At 69.3% G+C, this 24,103-nt stretch carries 24 protein-coding genes and 1 tRNA gene; 21 read left to right on the forward strand and 4 right to left on the reverse strand.

Going from position 1 to position 24,103, the window contains the following annotated elements:
• The first annotated feature begins 1 nt into the window (after position 1).
• The 12 genes from LAO51_13885 (at position 2) to LAO51_13940 (ending at position 11,622) form a co-directional block, all read left to right on the forward strand.
• Positions 2–77, forward strand: a tRNA-Lys gene (locus tag LAO51_13885).
• Between the two features lie 88 nt (positions 78–165).
• Positions 166–1,443 (forward strand): trigger factor, encoded by a 1,278-nt coding sequence (gene tig / locus LAO51_13890; GenBank protein ID MBZ5639832.1) that lies wholly within the window; start codon positions 166–168, stop codon positions 1,441–1,443.
• A gap of 1 nt (position 1,444) precedes the next feature.
• Positions 1,445–2,065: an ATP-dependent Clp endopeptidase proteolytic subunit ClpP gene (gene clpP, locus LAO51_13895; GenBank protein MBZ5639833.1), complete on the forward strand. Its 621-nt coding sequence runs from the start codon at positions 1,445–1,447 to the stop codon at positions 2,063–2,065.
• A complete protein-coding gene (clpX, locus tag LAO51_13900; GenBank protein MBZ5639834.1) occupies positions 2,062–3,303 on the forward strand; it encodes an ATP-dependent Clp protease ATP-binding subunit ClpX in 1,242 nt (413 codons plus the stop codon). The genes clpP and clpX overlap by 4 nt, the downstream gene beginning before the upstream one ends.
• Before the next feature lie 51 nt (positions 3,304–3,354).
• Positions 3,355–5,787: an endopeptidase La gene (gene lon, locus LAO51_13905; GenBank protein MBZ5639835.1), complete on the forward strand. Its 2,433-nt coding sequence runs from the start codon at positions 3,355–3,357 to the stop codon at positions 5,785–5,787.
• A gap of 64 nt (positions 5,788–5,851) precedes the next feature.
• Entirely contained in the window at positions 5,852–6,490 is a 639-nt protein-coding gene (yihA, locus tag LAO51_13910; GenBank protein ID MBZ5639836.1) for a ribosome biogenesis GTP-binding protein YihA/YsxC, read from the forward strand.
• Complete coding sequence (gene rho, locus LAO51_13915; GenBank protein MBZ5639837.1) at positions 6,472–7,716, forward strand: transcription termination factor Rho; 1,245 nt, start codon at positions 6,472–6,474, stop codon at positions 7,714–7,716. Before yihA ends, rho begins: the two co-directional genes overlap by 19 nt.
• 264 nt (positions 7,717–7,980) lie before the next feature.
• On the forward strand, positions 7,981–8,199 hold the full coding sequence (gene rpmE, locus LAO51_13920; GenBank protein MBZ5639838.1) for a 50S ribosomal protein L31: 219 nt from the start codon (positions 7,981–7,983) through the stop codon (positions 8,197–8,199).
• Between the two features lie 67 nt (positions 8,200–8,266).
• Positions 8,267–9,340 carry a peptide chain release factor 1 gene (gene prfA, locus LAO51_13925; GenBank protein MBZ5639839.1) on the forward strand — a complete coding sequence of 358 codons (1,074 nt, stop codon included), beginning with the start codon at positions 8,267–8,269 and terminating at the stop codon, positions 9,338–9,340.
• Between the two features lie 35 nt (positions 9,341–9,375).
• On the forward strand, positions 9,376–10,254 hold the full coding sequence (prmC, locus tag LAO51_13930; protein MBZ5639840.1) for a peptide chain release factor N(5)-glutamine methyltransferase: 879 nt from the start codon (positions 9,376–9,378) through the stop codon (positions 10,252–10,254).
• Complete coding sequence (gene pta, locus LAO51_13935) at positions 10,251–11,273, forward strand: phosphate acetyltransferase (GenBank protein MBZ5639841.1); 1,023 nt, start codon at positions 10,251–10,253, stop codon at positions 11,271–11,273. Before prmC ends, pta begins: the two co-directional genes overlap by 4 nt.
• Before the next feature lie 112 nt (positions 11,274–11,385).
• Positions 11,386–11,622, forward strand: coding sequence for a Sm ribonucleo-like protein (locus tag LAO51_13940; protein MBZ5639842.1), 237 nt, complete (start codon positions 11,386–11,388; stop codon positions 11,620–11,622).
• Positions 11,623–11,629: 7 nt separating this feature from the next.
• On the opposite strand, the gene metG is transcribed toward LAO51_13940, so the two are convergent.
• Genes metG through LAO51_13955 form a run of 3 tightly spaced genes read right to left on the reverse strand, consistent with a single transcriptional unit; the run spans position 11,630 to position 15,569 of the window.
• On the reverse strand, positions 11,630–13,585 hold the full coding sequence (gene metG, locus LAO51_13945; GenBank protein ID MBZ5639843.1) for a methionine--tRNA ligase: 1,956 nt from the start codon (positions 13,583–13,585) through the stop codon (positions 11,630–11,632).
• Positions 13,582–14,814: a nickel pincer cofactor biosynthesis protein LarC gene (larC, locus tag LAO51_13950; protein ID MBZ5639844.1), complete on the reverse strand. Its 1,233-nt coding sequence runs from the start codon at positions 14,812–14,814 to the stop codon at positions 13,582–13,584. Before larC ends, metG begins: the two co-directional genes overlap by 4 nt.
• Positions 14,811–15,569, reverse strand: a complete 759-nt coding sequence (locus LAO51_13955; protein ID MBZ5639845.1) for an NAD-dependent deacylase — start codon at positions 15,567–15,569, stop codon at positions 14,811–14,813. Before LAO51_13955 ends, larC begins: the two co-directional genes overlap by 4 nt.
• A gap of 99 nt (positions 15,570–15,668) precedes the next feature.
• On the opposite strand from LAO51_13955, the gene trxA reads away from it, so the two are divergent.
• The 5 genes from trxA to LAO51_13980 are packed head-to-tail and all read left to right on the forward strand — an operon-like array spanning position 15,669 to position 19,822.
• Positions 15,669–15,992 (forward strand): thioredoxin, encoded by a 324-nt coding sequence (gene trxA, locus LAO51_13960; protein MBZ5639846.1) that lies wholly within the window; start codon positions 15,669–15,671, stop codon positions 15,990–15,992.
• A 1-nt stretch (position 15,993) separates the two neighbouring features.
• A complete protein-coding gene (locus tag LAO51_13965; GenBank protein MBZ5639847.1) occupies positions 15,994–16,746 on the forward strand; it encodes a sulfite exporter TauE/SafE family protein in 753 nt (250 codons plus the stop codon).
• On the forward strand, positions 16,743–17,858 hold the full coding sequence (locus tag LAO51_13970) for a D-alanine--D-alanine ligase (protein MBZ5639848.1): 1,116 nt from the start codon (positions 16,743–16,745) through the stop codon (positions 17,856–17,858). The genes LAO51_13965 and LAO51_13970 overlap by 4 nt, the downstream gene beginning before the upstream one ends.
• Positions 17,859–17,897: 39 nt before the next feature.
• Entirely contained in the window at positions 17,898–18,542 is a 645-nt protein-coding gene (locus tag LAO51_13975) for an HNH endonuclease (protein MBZ5639849.1), read from the forward strand.
• A 17-nt stretch (positions 18,543–18,559) separates the two neighbouring features.
• The gene (locus tag LAO51_13980; protein MBZ5639850.1) at positions 18,560–19,822 is read left to right on the forward strand and encodes an aryl-sulfate sulfotransferase; all 1,263 of its coding nucleotides are present in this window, start codon (positions 18,560–18,562) and stop codon (positions 19,820–19,822) included.
• Between the two features lie 15 nt (positions 19,823–19,837).
• Here the strand turns inward: LAO51_13980 and LAO51_13985 are convergent, their stop codons facing one another.
• Positions 19,838–21,301: a sulfatase-like hydrolase/transferase gene (locus LAO51_13985; protein ID MBZ5639851.1), complete on the reverse strand. Its 1,464-nt coding sequence runs from the start codon at positions 21,299–21,301 to the stop codon at positions 19,838–19,840.
• Between the two features lie 199 nt (positions 21,302–21,500).
• Between LAO51_13985 and LAO51_13990 the strand changes: the two genes are divergently transcribed.
• The 4 genes from LAO51_13990 to LAO51_14005 all read left to right on the forward strand — a co-directional run.
• Positions 21,501–21,926, forward strand: a complete 426-nt coding sequence (locus LAO51_13990; GenBank protein MBZ5639852.1) for an ATP-binding protein — start codon at positions 21,501–21,503, stop codon at positions 21,924–21,926.
• Between the two features lie 4 nt (positions 21,927–21,930).
• On the forward strand, positions 21,931–22,230 hold the full coding sequence (locus LAO51_13995; GenBank protein MBZ5639853.1) for an STAS domain-containing protein: 300 nt from the start codon (positions 21,931–21,933) through the stop codon (positions 22,228–22,230).
• 167 nt (positions 22,231–22,397) lie between these two features.
• Positions 22,398–22,943: a sigma-70 family RNA polymerase sigma factor gene (locus tag LAO51_14000; GenBank protein MBZ5639854.1), complete on the forward strand. Its 546-nt coding sequence runs from the start codon at positions 22,398–22,400 to the stop codon at positions 22,941–22,943.
• On the forward strand, positions 22,940–24,103 hold a 1,164-nt coding region (locus LAO51_14005; protein ID MBZ5639855.1), incomplete at its 3' end, for a hypothetical protein. The genes LAO51_14000 and LAO51_14005, both read left to right, overlap by 4 nt.

Below are 24,103 nucleotides of genomic sequence, written 5' to 3' on the forward strand. Positions count from 1 at the left end.
TGGGCCGCTAGCTCAATTGGTAGAGCAGCAGACTCTTAATCTGCGGGTTCCAGGTTCGATTCCTGGGCGGCTCACCATCGCGTTCGGTTCGCGGGGTCGCGGCCTCGATCCGGTCGCACCTCCCGCTCCCCGGTTGGCGTCGGCGGCGAACTCGGAGACGATCGCATGAAGGTCGAAGTCACGGACCTGGGTCCGGTCAAGAAGAGCCTCTCCTTCGAGGTGGAGCCGGACGAGGTGGCGAGGGAGACCGACGAGGTGGTCCGCCGTCTCGCGGCCCGCGTCCGCGTGCCCGGATTCCGGGCGGGCAAGGTGCCGCTCGGGGTGGTCCGGACCCGATTCGCCAAGGAGGTCGAGGAGGACGTCCGCGACCGCCTGATCGCCAGGCTGCACGCCGAGGCCGCACGGGACAAGGGGCTGAAGCCGCTGGGGGAGCCGGTGCTCGAGCAGCTCTCCCACGACAAGGACGGGCCGCTCACGTTCCGCACCACGTTCGAGGTCGCCCCGTCGATCGCGCCGAAGGGGTACAGGGGGGTCGAAGCGCGGGAGCCCGCGGTCGCGGTCTCCGACGCGGACGTCGAGCAAGCGCTCGGGGAGCTCCGCGAGGCGCAGGCCCGCCTCGTCGCGGTGGAGGGGCGCGCGGCGACCGCAGGTGACGTGATCGTCGTGGACGTCGACGGTCGGCCGGACGAGGGGGAGCCTTTCCGGCGGGAGCGCACGCTGATCGAGGTGGGCGCCACCGACAACCTGCCCGAGTTCAACGAGCGGATCCACGGAGCCGTCGCGGGGACCGAACTGGACTTCCCGGTGGCCTATCCGAAGGAATACGACAACGCGTCGCTCGCGGGGAAGACCGTCCGCTACCGCCTCGTGGTCCACGAAGTCAAACGCCGGGAGATCCCCGAGATCGACGACGAGTTCGCGCGCGACCTCGGGGAGTTCGAGGACCTCGGCGCGCTCCGGAAGCGCATTCGCGAGGATCTCGACGAGCGCCGGAAGCACGAGGCGCGGCTCGCGGTCCGGCAGGGTGTCCTGGACAAGGTCCTGCTCGAGAATCCCGCGGTCCTTCCGGACGTCCTCGTGGACGAGGAGATTCACCATCGCCTCGAGGAATTCGTTCGTACCCTGATGCTCCAGGGGATGGACCCGTCGAAGATCAAGGTGGACTGGAAGGAGATTCGCGACCGCCAGGAGGCCCCCGCCCGCAAGGCCGTCCACGCGCGCCTCGTCCTGGACGCGGTGGCCGCCGCGGAGTCCATCTCGGTGGAGAGGGAAGAGGTGGACGGGCGCATCGCCAAGGAGGCGGAGCGCGTCGGGGAGCCCAAGGAAGCGGTGCGTCAGCGGCTCGCGAAGGCGGGCGGCATCGAAGCCCTTCAAGATCAGCTAGTTAGGGAGAAAACGCTTGACTTCCTGACCTCCGTTGCTAATATTCAACGTGAGGAATGACATGCCTCTCGTGCCGATGGTCGTGGAGCAGACGAGCCGCGGGGAACGCGCGTACGACATCTACTCGCGCCTCCTGAAGGACAACATCGTCTTCCTCGGCATGCCCATCGACGACATGGTGTCGAGCCTCGTGATCGCCCAGCTCCTCTTCCTCGAGGCCGAGGACCCGGACAAGGACATCTCCGTCTACATCAACTCCCCCGGGGGGTCGATCACCGCCGGCCTAGCGATCTACGACACCATGCAGTTCGTGAAGCCGGACATCAGCACGATCTGCATCGGCCAGGCCTCGAGCATGGGTGCGGTCCTCCTGGCGGCGGGGACGCCCGGGAAGCGGTTCGCGCTCCCCAACTCGCGGGTCATGATCCACCAGCCGTGGGGCGGCTTCCAGGGACAGGCGTCCGACATCGACATCCAGGCCCGCGAGATCCTGAAGATGCGCGAGCGGTTGAACCAGATCCTGGCCGACCACACCGGCCGGTCCCTGGACAAGATCGCCAACGACACCGACCGCGACTACATCATGAGCGCGGAGGAGGCGCTCGCGTACGGGCTGATCGACCAGGTGATCCACCGCCGCGACGCGGCGGGCTCGCCCGGGCCGGTCGAGGCGGGCCGATGACGCGCAAGAAGACCGAGGGGGGCGAGGGCCTCAAGTGCTCCTTCTGCAACAAGAGCCAGAGGGACGTGCGGAAGCTCATCGCCGGCCCCACGGTCTACATCTGCGACGAGTGCGTGGACATCTGTCTCGACATCATCGCGGAGGAGAGGGAGAGCGAGGAGACCGACGGCAGGATCCGCCTGCCGAAGCCGGTGGAGATCAAGTCGTTCCTCGACGAGTACGTGATCGGGCAGGAGCCGGCGAAGAAGCGCCTCGCGGTGGCGGTGTACAACCACTACAAGCGGAACGAGCTGGCCCGCCGCCGGAACGAGGTGGAGATCCAGAAGTCCAACATCCTGCTGATCGGCCCCACCGGATCCGGGAAGACGCTCCTCGCGCAGACGCTCGCGCGGCTCCTGTCGGTGCCGTTCGCCCTGGTGGACGCGACCACGCTCACCGAGGCCGGGTACGTCGGCGAGGACGTCGAGAACATCATCCTGAAGCTGCTCCAGAACGCGGGCAACGACGTCGAGAAGTGCCAGCGCGGGATCATCTACATCGACGAGGTCGACAAGATCGCGCGCAAGGGAGAGAACCCGTCGATCACCCGCGACGTCTCGGGCGAGGGGGTCCAGCAGGCGCTCCTGAAGATCCTGGAGGGGACCGTCGCCAACGTGCCTCCGCAGGGAGGGCGCAAGCATCCCCACCAGGAGTTCGTGCCCGTGGACACCACGAACATCCTGTTCGTCTGCGGCGGGGCGTTCGTGGGTCTCGAGGCGATCGTCGAGCAGCGGACCGGCCGGAAGACCATGGGATTCAAGGCGGACGTCAAGGCCCGCCGCGAGAAGAACCTCCAGGAGATCCTCGGCCAGGTCCAGCCCCTCGACCTCATCAAGTTCGGGATGATCCCGGAGTTCGTCGGCCGGCTCCCGGTAGTGGCGGTGCTGGACGAGCTGGACTCCGGCGCGCTGGTCCGGATCCTCACCGAGCCCCGCAACGCGTTGGTGAAGCAGTACCAGAAGATCTTCGAGTACGAGGGCGCCAGCCTCCGCTTCACCGACGACGCCCTCGAAGCCGTGGCGCGGCTGGCGATCGAGCGGAAGATCGGCGCCCGGGGGTTGCGAATGATCGTCGAGGAGCTGATGCTCGACATGATGTTCGCGCTCCCGTCCCAGACGGGTGTCAAGGAGGTCGTGGTCACGAAGGACGTCGTCCTCAAGAAGAGCAGCCCGCTCGTCGTGATGGAAAAGGTCGGTTAGACCGGCTCCCGGCCACCCGTCGACTCGGAATACCCAGGACAGGAGGATAGGATGGAAGAGCGCGCCTCGCGGCCCGCCGACAGCGTGACCAGCCTCCCGATGGTCCCCCTTCGGGACATCGTGGTGTTTCCCCACACGATGGTCCCGTTCGTCGTGGGACGCCGGGCGTCGCTGCTGGCGGTGGAGAACGCGCTGTCCGGGGACAAGCGCCTCTTCCTCGCCACTCAGCGGAGCGCCAAAGTGGACCAGCCGTCGGCCGACGAGATCAACTCGGTCGGGACCGTGGCCACCGTCGTCCAGCACCTCAAGCTCCCGAACGGGAACGTCAAGCTGCTGGTCGAGGGGATGCACCGCGCCCGCGTTCTTGAGATCGAGGAGGCGCCGGAAGGGTTCTTCCGCACGGTCCTGAAACCGATCGATCGGCAGGTGGAGGTGACCCCCGAGCTCCAGGAGACGATGAACCGGGTTTCCACCCTGTTCGAGCGGTACATCAAGTACTCACCGGGGCTCCCGTACGAGACGCTCCTGTCCACCGTCCGGATCGGCGATCCCGGACGGCTCGCGGACACGGTGGCGGCCCACCTTCCCATCGGTATCGAGGACAAGCAGGGGCTGCTCGACACCGTGGCGCCGACGGACCGGCTCGAGCAGGTGGCCCACCTCCTGGACGTCGAGATCGAGAAGCTCCGGGTGGACAAGAAGATCAACACCCGGGTCAAGAAGCAGATGGAGAAGGCCCAGAAGGAGTACTACCTCAACGAGAAGATCAAGGCGATCCAGCAGGAGCTCGGTCGGAAGGACGACCGCGTCAACGAGATCGAGGAGTTCCGTCAGAAGATCGAGGCCGCCGGGATGCCTTCCGAGGGGAAGGAGAAGGCGCTCCAGGAGCTGAAGCGCCTCGAGGTCATGCCGCCGGTCTCGGCCGAGGCGACGGTGTCCCGCAATTACCTCGAGTGGCTCCTGGCGATCCCCTGGAGCAAGAAGACCCGTGAGCTGACGGACATCAAGCGCGCCGAGCGGATCCTGAACGAGGACCACCACGGGCTCGAGAAGATCAAGGAGCGGATCCTGGAGTTCCTCGCGGTCCGCCGCCTGGTGCGGAACCGGGACACCAAGGGCTCCATCCTCTGCTTCGTCGGCCCGCCCGGGGTGGGGAAGACCTCGCTGGCCAAGTCCATCGCGCGGGCGACGGGGCGGAAGTTCGTCCGGCTGTCCCTCGGGGGCGTCCGCGACGAGGCGGAGATCCGCGGGCACCGGCGCACGTACATCGGCGCGTTTCCCGGGCAGATCATCCAGATGATGCGCAAGGCGGGGACGAAGAACCCGGTGTTCCTCCTGGACGAGGTGGACAAGATGGCCGCGGACTTCCGCGGCGATCCGTCGGCGGCCCTGCTCGAGGTCCTGGACCCCGAGCAGAACCACTCGTTCCTCGATCACTACGTCGACACCGAGTTCGACCTCTCCGACGTGATGTTCATCGCGACCGCGAACGTGATCCACACGATTCCGCCGGCGCTCCGGGACCGAACCGAGACGATCCGGATCGCCGGCTACACCCTCAACGAGAAGCTCGCGATCGCGCAGAAGTACCTGGTGCGGAAACAGATCAAGGCCAACGGCCTGAAGCGGGCCAAGCTGTCGTTCGAGGACGCCGCGATCATGGAGATCATCGAGAAGTACACCCGCGAGGCGGGGGTGCGGAATCTCGAGCGCGAGATCGCATCCATCTGCCGGAAGATCGCCCGGAAAGTGGTGTCGAACGAGTACGAGGCCGGGGCGCCGATCTCCGCGGCGAAGGTCTTCGAGCACCTGGGGGTGCCGCGGTACCATCCGCAGCGAGAGGATCGGCAGGCGCCGGAGGTCGGGGTCGCCACCGGGCTCGCGTGGACCGAGGTGGGCGGCGAGATCCTGACCACCGAGGCGACGCTGATGCGGGGGCGGGGGAAGTTGACCCTGACCGGTCAGCTCGGCGAGGTGATGCAGGAGTCGGCGCAGGCCGCGCTCTCGTGGATCAGGAGCCGCTCGGATCTCCTCGGGATCGACCCGCAGTTCTACCGGAAGTACGATCTGCACGTTCACGTGCCCGAGGGGGCGATCCCGAAGGACGGCCCTTCGGCCGGAATCACCCTGGCGGTCGCGCTCACGTCCCTGCTCTCCGGGGTCCCGGTGCGGAAGGACGTGGCGATGACCGGCGAGATCACGCTCCGGGGGAAGGTCCTGCCGATCGGCGGGGTCAAGGAGAAGGTGCTGGCCGCGTACCGCTTCGGCACGACCACCGTGATCCTCCCCCGCGACAACGAGAAGGACCTGGCGGAGATTCCCGAGGACGTCTCGAAGCAACTCCGGTTCTGCCTCGTCGACGTCATGGACGAGGTCCTCGACATCGCGCTCGCCGGGCAGCTGCCGTCCGCCGCGGAGATTCACGGCGAGGACGGGGCGGAGGCGGACGGGGAGCGGCCGGAAGACGGCTCCGTGACCCACTGATCGCCGGGATGCGGCATCGAGGAATTTCCCGCCTCCGTCGGCGAAGGGCGCGATCAGGCCGCTGGTGAAGATCGTTTCGTGCCGATTCGAGCGGTCGGCCTACCGGGCCGAGGACGAGCCCCGGGATCCGGGCCCGTACGTCGCGTTCCTCGGACGGTCGAACGTGGGGAAGTCCTCGCTGATCAACCGGCTGCTGGGGGTTCCGAATCTCGCCCGAACCTCATCGACCCCGGGGCGCACGCAGAGCGTGAACTTCTACCGGATCAACGAGGCATTTTGGTTCGTGGATCTTCCCGGCTACGGATATGCGGCCGTTCCGGAGGAAATCCGGAGGTCCTGGCGGCCGATGGCGGAGGGGTTCCTCGAGCGCCGGGGCGGAAGGATCGAGCTCGCGATCCTCGTCGTGGACGCCCGGCAGGGGGCCACTGAGCTGGACCTGACCATGAGGGATTGGCTGGCCGGCGCGGGGGTGAGCTACCTCGTCGCGGCGACGAAGGCGGACAAGCTGTCGGGCAACGGGCGCGCCGCGGCCCAACGTGGGTTGAACGAGGCGCTGGGGCCGTCGCCCGCGGAAGAGGGGCCGATCCTCGTGTCCGCGAAGACCGGCCAGGGGCTCCGCGCGATCTGGTCGCATCTCGATCGGGCGCTCGATCGAGGGGCGCCGACGAAGGGCAAGGGCAGGGCATGGACATCCGAGAGTTGAAGACCATGGAGGCGTCCCAGCTGGTGAAGCTGGCGGCGAGCCTGGACGTTCAGGGAGTCGGAGGTCTCAGGCGACAGGACCTGGTCTTCCGGATCCTGCAATCCGAGGTGGCCCGGAGCGGCTCGATTCGCGCCGAAGGGGTCCTGGAGAAGCTCCAGGACGGCTACGGCTTCCTGCGGGCGCAGGAGGCGAGCTACCTGCCCGGGCCGGACGACGTCTACGTGTCGCCGGCGCAGATCCGGCGGTTCGGCCTCCTGACCGGGGACTCCATCGTCGGAGAGCTCAGACCCCCGAGGCCCGGCGAGCGCTACTTCGCGCTCGCCAAGTTGGACTCGGTCAACGGCGACGCGCCGGAGGCGCTGAGCCGGCGGATCCCGTTCGACAACCTGACCCCGCTCTACCCTCAGGACCGCCTCAGGGTCGAGCTCCCCGGCCAGGACGTCTCGGGCCGTGTCCTCGATCTCATGGTCCCCCTGGGCAAGGGGCAGCGGGGTCTCATCGTCTCCCCGCCGCGCACCGGCAAGACGATGATGCTCCAGGCGATCGCGCACGCGATCACCCGGAACCACCCGGACGCCTACCTGATCGTCCTGCTGATCGACGAGCGGCCGGAGGAGGTGACCGACATGCGGCGGTCGGTCCAGGGAGAGGTGATCTCCTCGACCTTCGACGAGCCCGCGACCCGGCACGTCCAGGTGGCCGAGATGGTTATGGAAAAGGCCAAGCGGCTCGTCGAATCCCGCCGGGACGTGGTCCTCCTCCTCGACTCGGTCACGCGCCTCGCGCGGGCGTACAACGCGGTCCAGCCGACCTCGGGACGGGTCCTGTCGGGCGGCCTCGACGCCAACGCGCTCCAGAAGCCGAAGCGGTTCTTCGGCGCGGCGCGGAACGTGGAGCAGGGCGGATCGCTGACCATCATCGCCACCGCGCTGATCGACACCGGCTCCCGGATGGACGACGTGATCTTCGAGGAGTTCAAGGGGACCGGGAACATGGAGATCAACCTCGACCGGAAGCTGGCGGACCGCCGCGTCTACCCCGCGGTGGACCTGATGCGGTCGGGGACCCGGAAGGAAGAGCTGCTCCTGGCCAAGAAGGATCTCGACCGGACCTGGATCCTCCGCAAGGTGCTCCAGCAGATGTCGCCGGTCGAGGCGATGGAGCTGCTGCGGGAGAAGCTCCTCAAGACGCAGACGAACGAGGAGTTCCTGAACAGCATGGCGTAGGAGTGGGCCATCTGGGGCGTTCATGAAACGGAGCATTCCCTGCGTTTCGAAGGGTCCATTCGCGGACTCCATCGCCATCGGGAGGCGGGCCGCTGACTCCCGGCTGCGATCGGGATCGAGCCAGGTGTCATCTCGAGGTCGATCGCTGTCCCGCTAACTGAACCCTTCGAAACGCAGGGAATGCGCTCTGGACCCGCTCGGGCGTTGCGCCGCCGAGAGATCTTCCCTATAATCCAATGCTTTGGGAGCGGGAGGTCGCGTGAAATGAGGGAAAAGATCCATCCCGAGTACCATGAGGTTCAAGTGGTCTGCGCCTGCGGCAGCTCTTTCCCGACCCGCTCGACCCGGAAGGACATGAGGGTCGAGATCTGCTCCGCCTGCCACCCGTTCTTCACCGGGAAGCAGAAGTTGCTGGACACCGCGGGCCGCATCGAGCGGTTCGAGAAGCGCTACAAGAAGCCGGGCGCCGAGACCGCCAACTGAGGGGCATCGCCGCCCAGGCGGTCGCCCCACCGGAATCCGAGCCATGGCGGCAGCCCTCGATCCCCGGCTGGAGAGCAAGCTCATCGCACTGGAGGCCAGGTACCACGAGCTGGGCCGGGGTCTCGCCGATCCCGAGGTCGTGAGCGACGTCGCCCGCTATCGTGCCGCGAGCAAGCAGTACGCCGACCTCAAGCCGATCGTGGACGCGTTCGAGATCTACCGCAAGGCGGCTGCGGAACTGGCCGGCACGCGCGAGCTCCTCGTCTCCTCGGTCGATCCCGAGCTCCGTTTGATGGCCGGCGACGAGGCACGGGCACTCGAGTCGCGGATCGACGAGCTCGAGCGCCAGCTCACGGTCCTCCTGCTCCCCAGCGATCCCAACGACGCCAAGAACGTGGTCCTCGAGATACGGGCGGGGACCGGCGGCGACGAGGCGACCCTGTTCGCCGCCGAGATCTTCCGGATGTACTCCCGGTACGCCGAGTCCCGGGGCTGGAAGGTGCAGACCACCGACCTGTCGGAGAGCGCGGTCGGCGGCATCAAGGAAGTCATCGCCCTCATCGAGGGGGAGCGGGTGTACAGCCGGCTCAAGTTCGAGAGCGGAGTGCACCGCGTCCAACGCGTCCCCGCCACCGAGTCCCAGGGTCGGATCCACACCTCCGCGATCACGGTCGCGGTGCTCCCCGAGGCGGACGAGGTGGAAGTCCGCATCGACGAGAAGGAGCTCCGCATCGACACGTTCTGCTCTTCGGGCCCCGGCGGGCAGAGCGTCAACACCACGTACTCCGCCGTGCGGATCACGCACCTTCCGACCAACACCGTGGTCCAGTGCCAGGACGAGAAGTCCTGGCACAAGAACAAGGCGAGAGCGATGCAGGTGCTGAGATCGCGCCTCTACGACATGAAGCGGAGAGAGCAGCACGAGGCGATCGCGAAGGAGCGGCGGGGGATGATCGGCTCGGGCGACCGGAGCGAGAAGATCCGGACCTACAACTTCCCGCAGAGCCGCGTCACCGATCACCGGATCGGCCTCACCGTCCACAACCTCCAGGACGTGATGAACGGCGACCTCGGCTCGATCGTCGAGTCCCTCTCCTCCCACGAGCAGGCGGCTCGCCTCCGCGAGGAGGTCTCGGCCTGAGACCTCCCCCCCCTGCCCCGACGGTCGGCGAGGCGGTGGACGCCGCCGCGAGACGCCTCGAGCGCGCCGCGGTCCCCGAGCCCCGGCGCGAGGCCGAGATCGTCATGGCGCACCTCCTGGGAAAGGACCGGGGCGGCGTGGTCGCGAGACGCCCCGATCCCCTCGACGAGGCGCTCGCGGCCCGCTTCGAGAAGCTGGTCGCGCGGCGCGAGAGGCGCGAGCCGCTCCAGTACCTGACGGGCGAGCAGGAGTTCATGGGACTCCCGTTCCGGGTGGACTCCCGCGTCCTCGTCCCGCGCCCGGAGACGGAAGGCGTCGTCACGGCGGCGCTCGGCCTCGGCCTGCCGGCGGGAGCGCGGGTCGCGGACCTCGGAACGGGAAGCGGCTGCATCTCGATCGCGCTGGCCGTGGCTCGGTCGGACCTTGGCCTCCACGCCCTCGACATCTCCGCGGAGGCGCTCGAGGTCGCCCGATGGAACGCGGAGCGCCTCGGCGTGGGGACGAGAATCGACTTCGTGCTCTCCGATCTCGCCGAGCCGCCCTCGGAATGGTCCGGCACGATGGACGCGGTGCTCTCGAATCCGCCCTACGTCGCCGAGGACGAGTGGGCCGGGCTTTCCCCCGAGGTGCGGGACTACGAGCCGAGAGTCGCTCTCGTTCCCGGGCCGAGCGGCCTCGAGGCCTACCGGCGCGTCGCGGCTTCGGCGATCCGCCTGCTCGTTCCGGGGGGCTGCATGGTGGTCGAGCTGGGGTTCAAGCGGGAGGGGGGTGCTCGGGACGCCGCGACGCGCGCGGGGCTCACCGGCCTCGAGGTGCTCCCGGACCTCCGCGGGATACCGCGGGTGCTGCTCGCGAGGAGACCTTGGAGGTCTGGGGCGCCCGCGCGCGAAGTGCTAGCATGGACCCGACCATGAGCCTGCCGGAGAGCATCCTCGAGAAAGCCCGATCCGTCCGGCAGCGCATCGCGTTCCCCGAGAGCACCGAGGCGCGCACGCAGCGAGCCGCGGCGCGCCTCGTCCGCGAGGGGATCGTGACGCCGATCCTGGTCGGACCGCGCGACGCGACCCTCGCCGCCGCTCGGAAGAACGCCGCGGAGCTCGGGGATATCGAGATCGCGGACCCGGCGGACCACGAAGGGCGCCGGCGCTACGGGGATATGATCGAGGAGCTGCTCCGCTCGAAGGGGACGCCGCGGGCGGACGTCGAGAAGATGCTCGACGACCCGATGTACTACGCCGCGGCCATGGTGCGCGCCGCCGACGCCGACGGGTCCGTGGGCGGCGCCGAGCACACCACCGCCGACACTCTCCGCGCGGCGCTGCGGGTCATCCGCCCGGCGCCGGACGCGAAGATCGTGTCGTCGTTCTTTCTGATGGTGCTCAAGGCGCCGACCGCCGCCGGCGACGACGTGCTCGCGTTCGCCGACTGCGCCCTCGTGCCGTATCCGGACGCGGCCCAGCTCGCGGACATCGCGCTCCGGACCGCCCGGAACTTCCGAGATCTGGCCGAGCGCGAGCCGCGGGTGGCCCTCCTCTCGTTCTCGACCAAGGGGAGCGCGCAGCACGAGTCGGTGGACAGGGTGGTCGAAGCGCGGGAGATCCTGAGGGGGATGAACCCCGGCTTCCCGGTGGACGGTGAGATGCAGCTCGACGCGGCCCTCGTGCCCAAGGTCGGCGCGTCGAAGGCGCCGGGGAGCGAGGTGGCGGGGCGGGCAAACGTGCTCATCTTCCCGAACCTCGACGCCGGCAACATCGGCTACAAGCTCGCGCAGAGGCTCGGCGGGGCCGAGGCGATCGGGCCGATCCTCCAGGGCCTGAGCCGCCCCGCCAACGACCTCTCGCGAGGCTGCTCCGAGAGCGACATCGTCCTCACCGCGGCGGTGACCGCTCTCCAAGCCGCGGGATCGCGCCCCGCGCGGGACCGCAGGGGGTAACCACATGTACGGCCCACCGCAGGGAGGAGGGAAGCCCTGGCGCCGGCGGGAAGGAGGAGGCGGCGGTGGCGGTCGCCCCCCTCACGGTCCGCACGGGCCGCAAGGGCACCGGATGCCGCCGAGCGACTCCACCGGCTCCGAGGCGGGCTATCTTCTCAGGAACAAGGAGGGACGCACACCGATGGTGGTGCGCCTCCTGGACGGGGAAGAGGTCCGGGGCGTGATCGAGTACTACGACCGGGACATGATCAAGATCAACCGGACCGACGGGCCGAACGTCTTCATCCGGAAGCGCCACATCCGGTACATGCACGAGGAGGCGGTCTCCCAGGCGCCCCGCAAGGACTGACGGCCCTTCAACGCACCCGGGTACCCGGCGGCACGTCCTCCTCGAACACGGCGACGATCGGGCGCCCGCCGAAATCCGCGGCGAGCAGCATCCCCTGGCTTTCCACTCCCTTGAGGCGCGCCGGCTTGAGGTTCGCGACCACGACGATGCGCTTGCCGACGAGCGACTCGGGAGCGTAGGCCTTCGCAATCCCGGCGACGATCTGGCGCCTCTCGGCCCCCAGGTCGACCAGCAGCTTGAGCAGCTTGTCGGCTCCCTCGACACGCTCCGCCGAGATCACGATGGCGACCCTGAGGTCGGTCTTCATGAACTCATCGATGCTCAGGAGGCCCGCGCCGGCCTCCGCGGCAGGCGTCGGCGGGGCGGGGGACGCGGGCGGATTCGGCACGGGCACGGGTTTCGAGTCTTCCACGGTCCTCGTCTCCTTGAAGTAGGCGTTCCGGTCCACGCGCGGGAACAAAGGCCCCCGCTTCTCGATCCGTCCGGTCGCGGGGAGGAGACCCCAGCGGAACGCGGAGAGGTCCTCCGGCAGCAAAGCGCCGAGGCGCGAGGCGATCTCCGACGCCGCGACCGGCATCGCGGGGAAGGTCATCGCGGCCGCCTGGAGCAGCGCCTCGGCCGCTCCCCGCAGCACGGCGCGGTGCCGCTCAGCCCGGGACGGATCTCTGGCGAGCGCCCACGGGGCGTGGCGGACCAGGTATCGGTTCGTCTCGCCGATCAGCCCCCAAACGGCGATCAGCCCGCCGCTGAAATCGTACCCGTCGAACGCCTCCCTCCAGGCGGCGTGGGCCGCGGCCGCAGCGGCGCGGAGCTCGGCCGCCTCGGGAAGATCCGCCGGCTCGGGGAGCCGGCCGCCGAAGCCGGAATCGACGAGCGCGAGGATCCGGCTCGAGAGGTTTCCGAGATCGTTGGCGAGGTCGCCGTTGTAGCGGTCGAGGAACTGCTCGTCCGAGTAGGTTCCGTCGAGGCCGAAGGTCATCTCGCGGAGCAGGAAGTACCGGAGAGCGTCGGCGCCGAAGTCCCGGAGCAACGGCTCGGCCTTCACCACGTTGCCGAGGCTCTTGGACATCTTGGCGTCATCCTTGAGCCACCAGCCGTGGCCGTACACGCATTCCGGGAGCGGCTCGCCCGCGGACATCAGGAACGCGGGCCAGTACACGGCGTGGAACCTCAGGATGTCCTTCCCGACCAGGTGGACCTGCGCCGGCCAGAAGGAGCGGAGCGCCTCGTCCTCGTGCCCGCCGTAGCCCAGGGCGCTGAGATAGTTGGTCAGCGCGTCGACCCAGACGTACACCACGTGTCCCGGGGCGTCGGGGAACGGTATCCCCCACGAGATGCTGGTCCGGCTGATGCTCAGGTCCCTCAAGCCGGACTCGACGAACGCCTTCACCTCGTTGAAGCGCGACGCCGGCCGCACGAAGCCCGGGTGCCTCCGGTAGTGCTCGAGGAGCCTCTCGCCGTAGCGGGAGAGCCGGAAGAAGTAGGACGCCTCCGATACCCTCTCGACCGGATGGCCCTGGTCCGGACACCTGCCGTCCACGATCTGGCTCTCCGGGAAGAACGCCTCGCAGCCGCTGCAGTACATCCCCTCGTAGGAGCCGAGGTACACGTCCCCGGCGCGGGCCATGCTCCTCACGAGCTTCTCGACGCCGAGCCGATGGCGAGGCTCGGTGGTCCGGATGAAATCGTCGTGACTGATCGAGAGCGCCTTCCAGAGCGCGTGAAAACGGTTCACGACCCGGTCGGCCAGCTCGATCGGCCGCACCGCCTGCGTCCGGGCCGCCCGTTCGATCTTCTGGCCGTGCTCGTCGGTTCCCGTGAGGAAACGAACGTCGAACCCGGTGAGGCGCCGGTACCGCGCGACCGTGTCCGCGACGATCGTGGTGTACGTGTGGCCGATGTGCGGCTCGTCGTTGACGTAGTAGATCGGCGTGGTGAGGTAGAACTTCGGTCGGTGGCTCATCGGGCCTTTCTCCGCGGCGCACGGCCGCGAGCCGGGGCCCCGGCCCGCCGGAAGGCGAGGAGGGCGGCTTCCTGGACCCGCTTGAGCGGAACCCCTCGGCTCCTCGCGAGGCGGGCGCAGTCCTCGTACTCGGGCCAGGCCTTGATCGGGCTCCCGCCGAGCAGACCCTCCTTGAGACGGACGCGCCCGAAGGGCGTCGTCACGGTCGCCGTTCGGCGATCCAGCTCGATCCGGCCCTCCCGCCGGTACCGGAGACCGAGGGTCGGCGTCTCGCGCAGCACCACGCCGGCGAGCGCGTCGAGGCGATCGGGGCGCGCCAGCACCGTGAGCAGGTGTCCGCTGCGCCCCTTCTTCATGTGGACGGGGGTCGTGAACACCTCCAGGGCGCCCTCCGCGAAGAGCCGCTCCGCTGCGTACGCGACCACCTGCGGCGGGGCGTCGTCGAGGGTGACCTCGATCACCACGACGTCGTTCGCCGCGGGTGGCGGCGCGGAGGCCCCGTCCGTCTCCACCAGGACCATCCGGAGCACGTTCGGCCGATCGTCGAACTCGCGCTCGCCGGCGCCGTGGCCGGTCGCGACGATCCGGCCCGCCGGGAGCGTGCCCCAGGCGTCGGCGACGGTCGTCAGGATCGCCGCGCCGGTCGGCGTGAGCCGTTCACCCTCGGCGCCGTCCCCCGTGATCGGGGCCCCGCGGACCAGGACCGCCGTCGCGGGTCCGGGAACGGGATAGGAGCCGTGCCGGCAGACCACGCGTCCGCTCCCCGTGGTCATGCGCGAGACCACGATTCGGTCCGGCGCCAATTCGTGGAGGGCGACCGAGGTCCCGACCACGTCGACGATCGCGTCGATCGCCCCGGCCTCGTGGAGGTGGACCTCATCGGGTGCCTTGCCATGCGCCTCCGCCTCGGCCTCGACGAGGCGCCGGAAGATCCGAAGCGCCCGCGCCCGCACCGGCGACGCGAGCCGCCCGCGCCCGACGATCCGCCGGATCTCCCGCCAGCCGCGCTCGTCCGCCGAGTCCGTGACTCGCACGACCGCTTGCAACGCCGAGAGCCCCGTGCGGACCACGCGCCGCGACGCGAGAGTCCAGCCCCGGAAGGGAAGGGTGCGGAGCGCAGCGCGGATCTTCGAGAGCGGCACGCCGAGGTCGATGAGCGCGCCGAGGATCATGTCCCCCGCGGCTCCGGCGGTGGCGTCCACGTACAGGGTGCGCTCGGGCCGGCTCATGCCGTCCTCGCCGGCTCGATCCCGGCCGCTTCGACGATCCGCGGCAGGATCTCGCCCGCGGGTCCCCGGAGCCGCTCGTGCGCCAGCGAGCTCATGGGCGTCGGCTCCGGATTCACCTCGACCACGTACGCTCCCGCCTCTCTCGCGGCGACCGGGAGCGAGGCGGCCGGGTAAACGAGGGACGAGGTGCCGGCGACGATCACGACCACCGCGCGCCGCGCGGCGGTGGCGGCGGCGCGAAGCCCCTCGGCGGGCAGGGGCTCGCCGAACCAGACCACCCCGGGACGGAGGAGCGCGCCGCACGCGCAACGCGGGGGGAGCGGCGAAAGGTCGGAGCCGAGATCCTCGAACTCGGTTCCCTCCTCGGTGCACCGGAGCCTGAAGAGGCTACCGTGGAGCCGGACGATCCGGCGGCTCCCCGCGCGCTCGTGGAGGCCGTCCACGTTCTGCGTCACCAGGAGGACGTCGTCCCTCCCCCGCTCGAGCGCGGCGAGCGCGAGGTGGCCGGCATTCGGTCTCGCTGCCGCCGCCTCCTTCCGCCGCCACGCGTAGAAACGCCAGACGCCGAGGGGATCGGCGGCGAAAGCGTCGGGGGTCGCGAGCTCCGCGGGATCGCGTCCCTCCCACAACCCCGAGGGGCCGCGGAACGTCGCGAGGCCGCTCTCGGCGGAGACGCCGGCTCCGGTCAGGAGCAGCACGGGGCCCTGCCCTCTCAGGAGGGACAGGAGGGCTTCGGACGGCGCCGGGGATCCCATGCCACGCCTCGCAGCGGAAAGCGGGCATCGTACCACTTTTCTTGATAACCTAGGCTCGGAAAGGCCCCGGGGGCGGCCGGAACTCGAGGGGAGAGGTGCATGAGCGAGCTCCACGAAGCCAACGACGGCAACTTCGAATCCATGGTGCTCAAGGCGCAGGGAGCGGTCCTCGTGGACTTCTCCGCGACGTGGTGCGGACCCTGCAAGAAGCTGGAGCCGATCGTCCACGACATCGCGGCGGAGTACGACGGCCGGCTCAAGGTGGTCAAGGTGGACGTGGACCGGGCGCCTCAGACGGCGATGAGGTTCGGCGTGCTCTCGGTGCCGACGGTGTTGCTGTTCAAGGACGGCGCGGTCAAGGACCAGAGCATCGGACTCCTCTCGAAGAAGGCGCTCCAGGACAAGATCGAGAAGGTGCTCTGAGATGCTGGAGCGCCTGAACGAGTGGGGTTTCGCCCTCGGGCAGATGCTCCAGGGACAGCTCGCCCGGGGTTCGGCCGCGGCGGTCCTGGTCGTGTTCGCGGCGGGGCTCGTCACCAGCCTGACGCCCTGCGTCTACCCCATGTACCCGGTGATGGTTCCCTATATCCTGGGAGCCGCCCAGGGGAACCGGCGGAAGGCGTTCACCCTGTCGACGGTGTACGTCCTCGGCCTGGCGGCGATCTACACGGCCCTCGGGGTCGCAGCGGCGCTCCTGGGGAAGACCTTCGGCCGGATGACGGACACGCCGTGGATCCCCCTCGTCTTCGGCCTGCTGATCGTAATGTTCGGCCTCGGAATGCTCGACGTGTTCACCCTCCGGCTCCCGTCGTTCCTCACCGGCATCCAGTCGGCGGGGACGGTTCGCGGAGGGTACGTCGGGGCGCTGCTGCTCGGGATCGCCGCGGGGTTCGTCGCGGCGCCTTGCACGGCGCCGGTGCTCGGCGTGCTGCTCACCTACGTGGCCGCGCAGCACCGGGTCGTCTGGGGCGGCCTGCTCACATTCGTGTTCTCCGTGGGGATGGGTTCCCTGCTCCTGGTCCTCGGCGTCTTCGCCGGGCTCCTGGGGAGCCTGCCGAAACCCGGGCGTTGGATGGTCACGGTGAAGATCGCGATGGGGGCCCTGATGGTGCTCATCGGGGCCGGGTTCGTCTGGGTCGCGATCTCCCGGCTCATCGGCAGGGGCGGCGCCGCGTGAGCGCGAGGCTCACGGTCGGGCTGCTGTTCGGCGGTGCGTCGGTCGAGCATGAGGTGTCCGTCGCGTCCGCGCGAGGGGTCGCGCGCGGGCTCGACCCCGGACGCTTCGAGTGCATCCCCATCGGGGTCACCGGTGACGGGCGCTGGCTCCCGCCGGAGGCCTCCAGGGCGATCCTCGGGGGGAGCGAGGCCCGCGTCGAGCGGCCCGCGGGCGGGGGCGACGACCGCCTGGTGGTGGATCCGGGCGGAGGCGGGCTCCTCCTGCTCTCCGGGCGCGATCCCGCGCGCCCGGTCCCGCTGGACGTGCTCTTCCCCGTGCTCCACGGATGGGGAGGCGAGGACGGTAGGCTCCAGGGCGCGATGGATCTCGCCGGCATCCCGTGCGTCGGCGCCGGCGTCCTCGGCTCCGCCCTGGGAATGGACAAGGCGGTCGCGAAGACGATCTTCGGAGCTCGCGGGCTTCCGGTCGGCCCGTGGATCGCCTTCTCCCACGAGGATTACCGGTCCGCACCCGCGGAGATCGAGCGACGGCTCGCGTCGTCGCTGGGGTTCCCGGTGTTCGTCAAGCCGTCGAACGGCGGCTCCTCGGTGGGGATCACGAAGGTCGGCGGGCCGGACGGGCTCGAGGCGGCGATCGATGCGGCCTTCGATTGCGACCTCAAGGTGATCGCCGAGGCGGCGATCGATGGCCAGGAAGTGGAGTGCGCGGTGCTGGGGAACGACCGGCCCGAGGCCTCGATCCCCGGCGAGATCGAGCCGTCCCGGGAGTTCTACGACTACGCCGCGAAGTATCTCGATGGCACTTCGCGGCTGAGAATCCCTGCGGCGATCCCCGCCGCCACCGCGGAGACGGTGCGGCGGATCGCCGTCGAGGCGTTTCTCGCCCTCGACCTCGCGGGGATGGCGAGAGTAGACTTCTTCGTGGAGAGACCGACGGGGAAGGTGCTGCTGAACGAGGCGAACACGCTGCCCGGCTTCACCGGGATCAGCATGTACCCCAAGCTCTGGGAGGCGTCGGGCCTGCCTTACCCGGAGCTGCTCGACCGGCTCGTCCGGTTGGCGCTCGACGAGGCGTCGTCGGTCCGCAAGCGCGCGACGCGCCTCCGAGCCTGACCGGGGACACCGGCTGCTCTTGGCCCGAGCGGATCGCTCATGGCCGACGGCGGTGTTCTCGTCCTGAACAGCGTGTACCAGGCGGTGCAGATCACCGGGGTGCGCCGCGCCTTCGTCCTGTTCTGCGGAGGCCGCGCCCGCGCCGTCGCTCCGGATTTCTCAAGCTACGATTTCGAGAACTGGTGCGACCTTCCCTACGGAGCCGGTGAAGACCTCATCCGAACGCCGCGTCGGGAGATCAGGATCCCCAGGGTGATCCAGCTCCTGCACTACGACAGGCTGCCGCGCCGCGAGATCCGGTTCAACCGGAGGAACATCTTCTTCCGGGACCGGAACCGCTGCCAGTACTGCGGCCGGGTGTTCCCGCAGCGGGACCTCAACCTCGACCACGTGGTCCCGCTCTCACGCGGCGGAGGGTCGTCGTGGGACAACGTCGTTTGCGCCTGCCTCGCGTGCAACGGCCGGAAGGGGAACCGCCTGCCCCACGAGGCGGGGATGGCGCTCATACGGCCGCCGAAGAAGCCTGCCGGCCATCCCGTCCTGAGGGCCGGCTGGATCGGGCCCCTGCACGAGCAGTGGCGGACGTTCCTCGACGTCGCGTACTGGAACGTCGAGCTGGAGGAGGATGTTCTCCCCGGCGCGCGGGAGACCGATCCCCTGGCCGCGTTCCAGCACGGCGGGTAGGGGCGAGGATCAGCGGGATGAATCGACGCGGAGGGCGGGCCGGCCTGCTCGCCTGCGGCGCGGCGATGGCCGCATCCCTCGCACTGGCGGGCTGCGGACCGACGCCGCCCTCGAGCCGATCGGCATCGAGCGCGCCCGCCGACTCACAGGAGGCGGTGGACCGATTGAGGTCGCTGCCGTACGCGGGGGCGGCGCCGTTCGCCGACCGCGAAGGCGACGGGGTGGTGCAGGCCGACGAGCGCCGCTCTTGCCCGGGTTACAACCTGTACAGCATCCACGAGAGGTGCCGGGCCGAGCTCGTCGATGCCCGGGGGAAGCTCGTGCGCGCCTGGCAGCTTCAGCCCAGCTCGAGCTGGTCCAACGTCGTGCTGCTCCCGAACGGCGACCTGCTCGTCGTCGGGTGGGACGCGAGCGAGCTGGCCGACCAGGGGATCGCGGACGACAAACGTTACGTGGCGCGCTTCGACTGGAACGGCAAGTTGCTCTGGAAGCAGATGATGCCCGCACACCACGATATCGAGCTTCAGCCCGACGGCCGGCTGCTCACGCTGACGTTCCGGCGCCGCCTCATCCCCGCCATGGACCGGTCGATCCCGGTGCGCGATGACCAGCTCACCCTGCTCGACTCGCGGGGGCGCCCCGAGCGATCGCTCTCGTTCTTCGACGCGCTGAGCCCGGCCCCCGAGATCTTCCCCATCCATCGCGTCAATCCGGGGCGCGCGGCCGGCCCGCCGTGGACCGATCTCTTCCACGGGAACTCCATCCAGTGGATGAGGCGTCCCGACCTGGCGCGGAGGAGTCCGCTGTACGCCGAGTCGAACGTCCTGGTCTGCTTCCGGCACCAGGATCGGATCGCGATCATCGACTGGGCGACGTCGAAGGTGGTCTGGGCCTGGGGATGGGGGATCGTGTCCGCGCCCCATGACGCGCAGGTGCTCGACGACGGACACATCCTGCTCTTCGACAACGGCATCGCGCGCCATTGGTCCCGCGCGCTCGAGATGGACCCGCTCACCGGCGCGATCGTCTGGGAGTACCGGGCGGCGAACCCGCGCGACTTCTTTTCGGTCAGCCGGGGCGCCGCCCAGCGCCTGCCGAACGGGAACACGCTCCTGACCGATTCCGATCACGGGAGCGCGTTCGAGGTCACACCGGCCGGAGAGGTGGTCTGGCGCTACAACTGTCCCGACCGGAACGAACACGGCTACCGAGAGACGATCGTGAGGATGAAGAGGTACCCGCCCGAATTCGTCGACAGGCTCCTGGCGGGATCGGGCTGACTCAAGGGAGCCCTCCTAGTCGACATAGCCCAGTGCCTTGAGCCGCTTGAGGATTTCCTCGTCCACCGGGCCCTCTGCCGGCCGTCCGCCGGGCTCGGCCCTCGCCCACCACTCCAGAGCCGACGCCATCCCGTCGACGGTCTCCCGCGGGAGCGCGGAGCCGCCCCAGAGGTTTCGCTGCTCGGCCGGGTCGGAGGAGAGGTCGTAAAGCTCCCAGCGATCGTCGCGCCACGGGACGTGGATCGTCTTCCACGAGCCGCGGAGGATGCAGCGGGCCTTCAGCCGGTTCGGCCAGCGCTGGTTCCGCTCGACGAGATAGGGCTTCGTGGCCTCCGCGAAGAGGGCGCGCTCGGTCGCGGTCCGGTGCGGCCCGGCTCGCCGCAAACCGTCGAGGAAAGAACGGCCCTCGTGCTCCTTGACGGCCGGTAGCCCCGCGTACTCGAGGAGCGTCGGCGCCAGGTCGATGTTGCAGGCCGGCCGGAGGTCGGTCCGGCCCGGGCCCTCGATCCCGGGACCCGCGACGATCAGCGGGATCCTGATCTCGGTGTCGAAGACGCTGGGGCCGTGGTCGAAGTAGTCCTCGTGCTCGTGGAGGGTCTCGCCGTGATCGGCGGTGAAGACCACCAGCGTGCGGCTCGCCAGGCCCGATCGGTCCAGCGCGGAGAGCAGCTTCCCGATCTCGTCGTCAACATAGCGGATCTCGCCGGAGTAGAGCGCCTCGAGGTGGCGCGTGTCCGGGTCCTCCCCGCCGCCCGACCGGGCGAGCGCGCGGCGCCCCCGCTCGATGTCGGCCATCGACCCGTTCACGACCCCGCGGTAGTCCGGGTCGAACATCGCGTCGTAGGGCGGGGGAGGCTGGTACGGCGCGTGGGGGTCGAAGAAATGCACCCAGGCGAAGAACGGCCGGTGGTCGCGCGGTCGCCGCTCGAGCCAGGTGACGAAGGCCGACGCGACCTCCGAGGCGGGCCGGACGAGCGGGTTGTTCGGGTCCCCGTCGAAGGCGACCGTGAGATGCTCGTCGAAGTGCTCGAAGCCGCGGGACAACCCGAATGCCGACGAAAGGCAGTAGCTCGCGATGAACGCGGCGGTCTCGTATCCCCCCTTCAGGAACACCGACTGGATTCCCTCGAGCCCCTCCGGCCACCGTACGCCGTTGCGGAAGACGCCGTGGCTGTGTGGGTGCCGACCGGTCAGCAGGGAGGTGAAGGAGGCGAGGGTCGTCGGCACGACGGTCGTGTACCGCTCGAGGCGGACGCCGCGCCGGGCGAGGGCGTCGACGTGCGGGGTGAGATCGGCGCGAGCGCCGTACGCTCCCACGTGGTCGGCCCGCAGCGTGTCCACCGCGAGCAGCAGGATGTTGGGCGGCTCGCGAGACGTCCGCCTGCCGTCCCGCGGCGGCGGCGCGGTGCGGTCGCCTTCGCAGGACGATGCCAGGAGCATCGCGGCGAGCACGATTCCCGGGAGGAAATCGTGAGGCAAAGCGCGAGCCCGGGCACCGGGAGCCACCATGAACGGAAGCGTAGGCGTCGGTCCGGGAGGCGTCAAGGCGCGGAGTTTCGACGTCCACGCTCCGATCCCCCTGGCGGCTTTCCCCCTCCGTCGCGTTGTGGCATCCTGGGCTGGCCGCGGGCCCGAGGCGCGGCTCGCGTGTCCGGCACGGGGCGCACGGGGAGGCCGCGTGGGCGGAGAAGGGGGGATGGGCGGGCGGAGGACCTTCGGTCGCAGCGTGGAGGCCCTTCCGGCGGTCTTTGCCTTCATCGAGGGGTTCTTCGCCGCGGAGGCGATCGATCGTCGCCATCTTCTTCCGGTGGAGCTCGCCGTGGAGGAGATTTTCACGAACGTGATCCGGCACGGGAGAGGCAGGGGCGACGGGGTCGGGCTCGATCTCGAGCGGAAGAGCGACCGGCTGCTCGTGAGCGTGACGGAATTCGATGCCGATCCGTTCGACGTCACGAAATTCCCCGAGGCCCGGATCGACCTGCCGCTCCAGGATCGCCTCCCCGGCGGACTCGGCGTTCACCTCGCGAACAAGATGGTCGACCGGGTCGAGTACGAGTACGCCGGCCGGACAAGCAGGACCACTCTCATCAAGAACCTGGGGTAGCGGGATGTTCGACATACGCGACGGGGCCCATGGCGAGATCGTGTTGATCGGGCGGTTCGACGCCTCCCAAGCGTCGAAGGCCGAGTTGTTCATGGACGGCGTCTCGGGACCCCGAGTGGTCGACCTTCAAGGGCTGGAATACATCTCGAGCCTCGGCCTGGGCGTGCTTCTCAAGACCCAGAAGCGGCTGATGAGCTCGGGCTCGGCTCTCAGGCTCGTCAACGCGAGCCCGCACATTCGCGACGTATTCCGCTACGCCGGCTTCGATCGGGTCTTCGAGATCGAATCCCTGCCCTCCGAGTAACCCACGGTCCGGAAGGTAGGCCAGAATCGTAGTCCTCTCGACATTCGTCGAATGTTCGTCTCGGGCGCCCACCTATTTTCACGGCTTTACCGGCCCGACCGTCCGTGAGACAGTGCCAACGATCCGAGGAACGGATCCGCCAACCTTTCGGGTGCCCGCGTGTACTTATGACGAGCGAGCGCAGCGACCAGGATCTCGTAGGGGAGTGCCGGAATGGCGATGATCGAGCCTTCGACGCGTTGTTCAGCCGGTACGAGCGGCCGATCTTCAACACGATCCTCAGGATGGTGCGGCACCGCGACGACGCGCAGGATCTCACCCAGACGGTCTTCGTCAAGGCGTACGAGCAGCTATCGTCCTACGATCCGCGGTTCAAGTTCTATAGTTGGATCTACAGGATCGCGGTCAACGAGTCGATCAACCACCTCCGAGGGCGAGGTCGGTACGAACCCCTCGACGGCGAGTGGCCATCGGACCGCGTCGGTCCCGAGGACGCCCTCGCGGCGGCGGAGCTCGGCCGTGGGGTCCAGGACGCGATGATGACTCTGTCCCCGGACCACCGTGCCGCCATCGTGCTGAAGCACTTCGTGGGGTGCTCCTACCAGGACATCGCCGAGATCCTGGGAATCCGGGAGAAGGTGGTGAAATCCAGGTTATTCACGGCTCGGAGGATCCTCCGGGACGTCCTTGTCGCGCGGGGGATCGTCCGATGAGGGCGACGCCGCGGTGGATCGTCCTCGCGCATGCGGAGATCGACGGCGTCGCCTCCCCGGAGGAGAGGACGGAGCTCGAGCGGCACCTCGCCGCGAAACCGGAGGCGCGCGCCGAGTTCGAGTCCCTGCGGCGGCTCGCGGAGACCTTGGCGCGGGTGGAGGCTGCCGAGCCTCCGAGCGATCTCCGCGCGAACGTCATGCGCTCGGTGCGGGCCTCGGCGGCGAGGGAGCGGCCCCCGCGCGGCCGACGTGCGTGGCACTTCGAATGGGCACGTTTGAGGACGATGATGATGGGACGAGAGTCGAGACACGCCTTCCCTTACGAGGGGGGCGAAGGGGAGGGGAAGATGGCACAGGGCACGATCGGAAAGCAGCGAGGTATCCGGATCGCGATCGTCGGCGCGGCGGCAGTCGTCGTGGCGGCGCTGGTCGTATATCTCGGGGGAATCTATCCGCCGAGGCACGAGGACGTGGTAGGGACCATCGGTGCGGCCGACCGGCACGTCACCGAGCAGATCGGTAGCGCGGACGTCCAGGTCGAGAACGGCGAGGCGCAGCGCTGGCTCCAGAGCGAGGAGTTCGCGCGGCTCGTCGCCGATCCCGAGGCGCGGGGGATCGTCACCAGCGAAGCGTTCCGGAGGGCGATGAGCGACGCGGCCGTTCGCAAGGTGTTTGCCGACGCCGCCGTGCGGGACGCCTTCGCCGACGCGGCGGTCCGCGACGCGTTCGCCCGGTCCGCGGTGCGGGACGCGTTCGCCCGCGCGGCGGTGCGGGACGCGCTCGCCGACGCGGCGGTGCGCGACGCGCTTGCCGACGCCGCGGTGCGGGACGCCTTCGCCAACCCGGCGTTCCGTAACGCGTTCGCCGACGCGGCCGCCCGCGACGCCGCCAGGAAGAACGCGGCGGTCCGTGACGCGATGGCGAATGCCGCGGTGCGGGACGCGTTCGCGAACGCCGCGATCCGGCGGGCGTTCGCCGACGCAGCGGTGCGGGACGCCTTTTGGGAGTGTCGAATTGGAATCGTAGCCGATGGTGACATGCTCTCCCCAGGTCAGACCTCCGTCTCGCGAGCGGACCAGCCCCGTTCGCCAAGGTTCATCGAACACCCGCTTCCCCCAAATCGGACAGAGCAGGTCGCCATCCGTCAACTCGACAATCTT

It is taken from the genome of Terriglobia bacterium (assembly GCA_020073205.1).
In the GTDB taxonomy this organism is placed as follows: Bacteria; Acidobacteriota; Polarisedimenticolia; order Polarisedimenticolales; family JAIQFR01; genus JAIQFR01.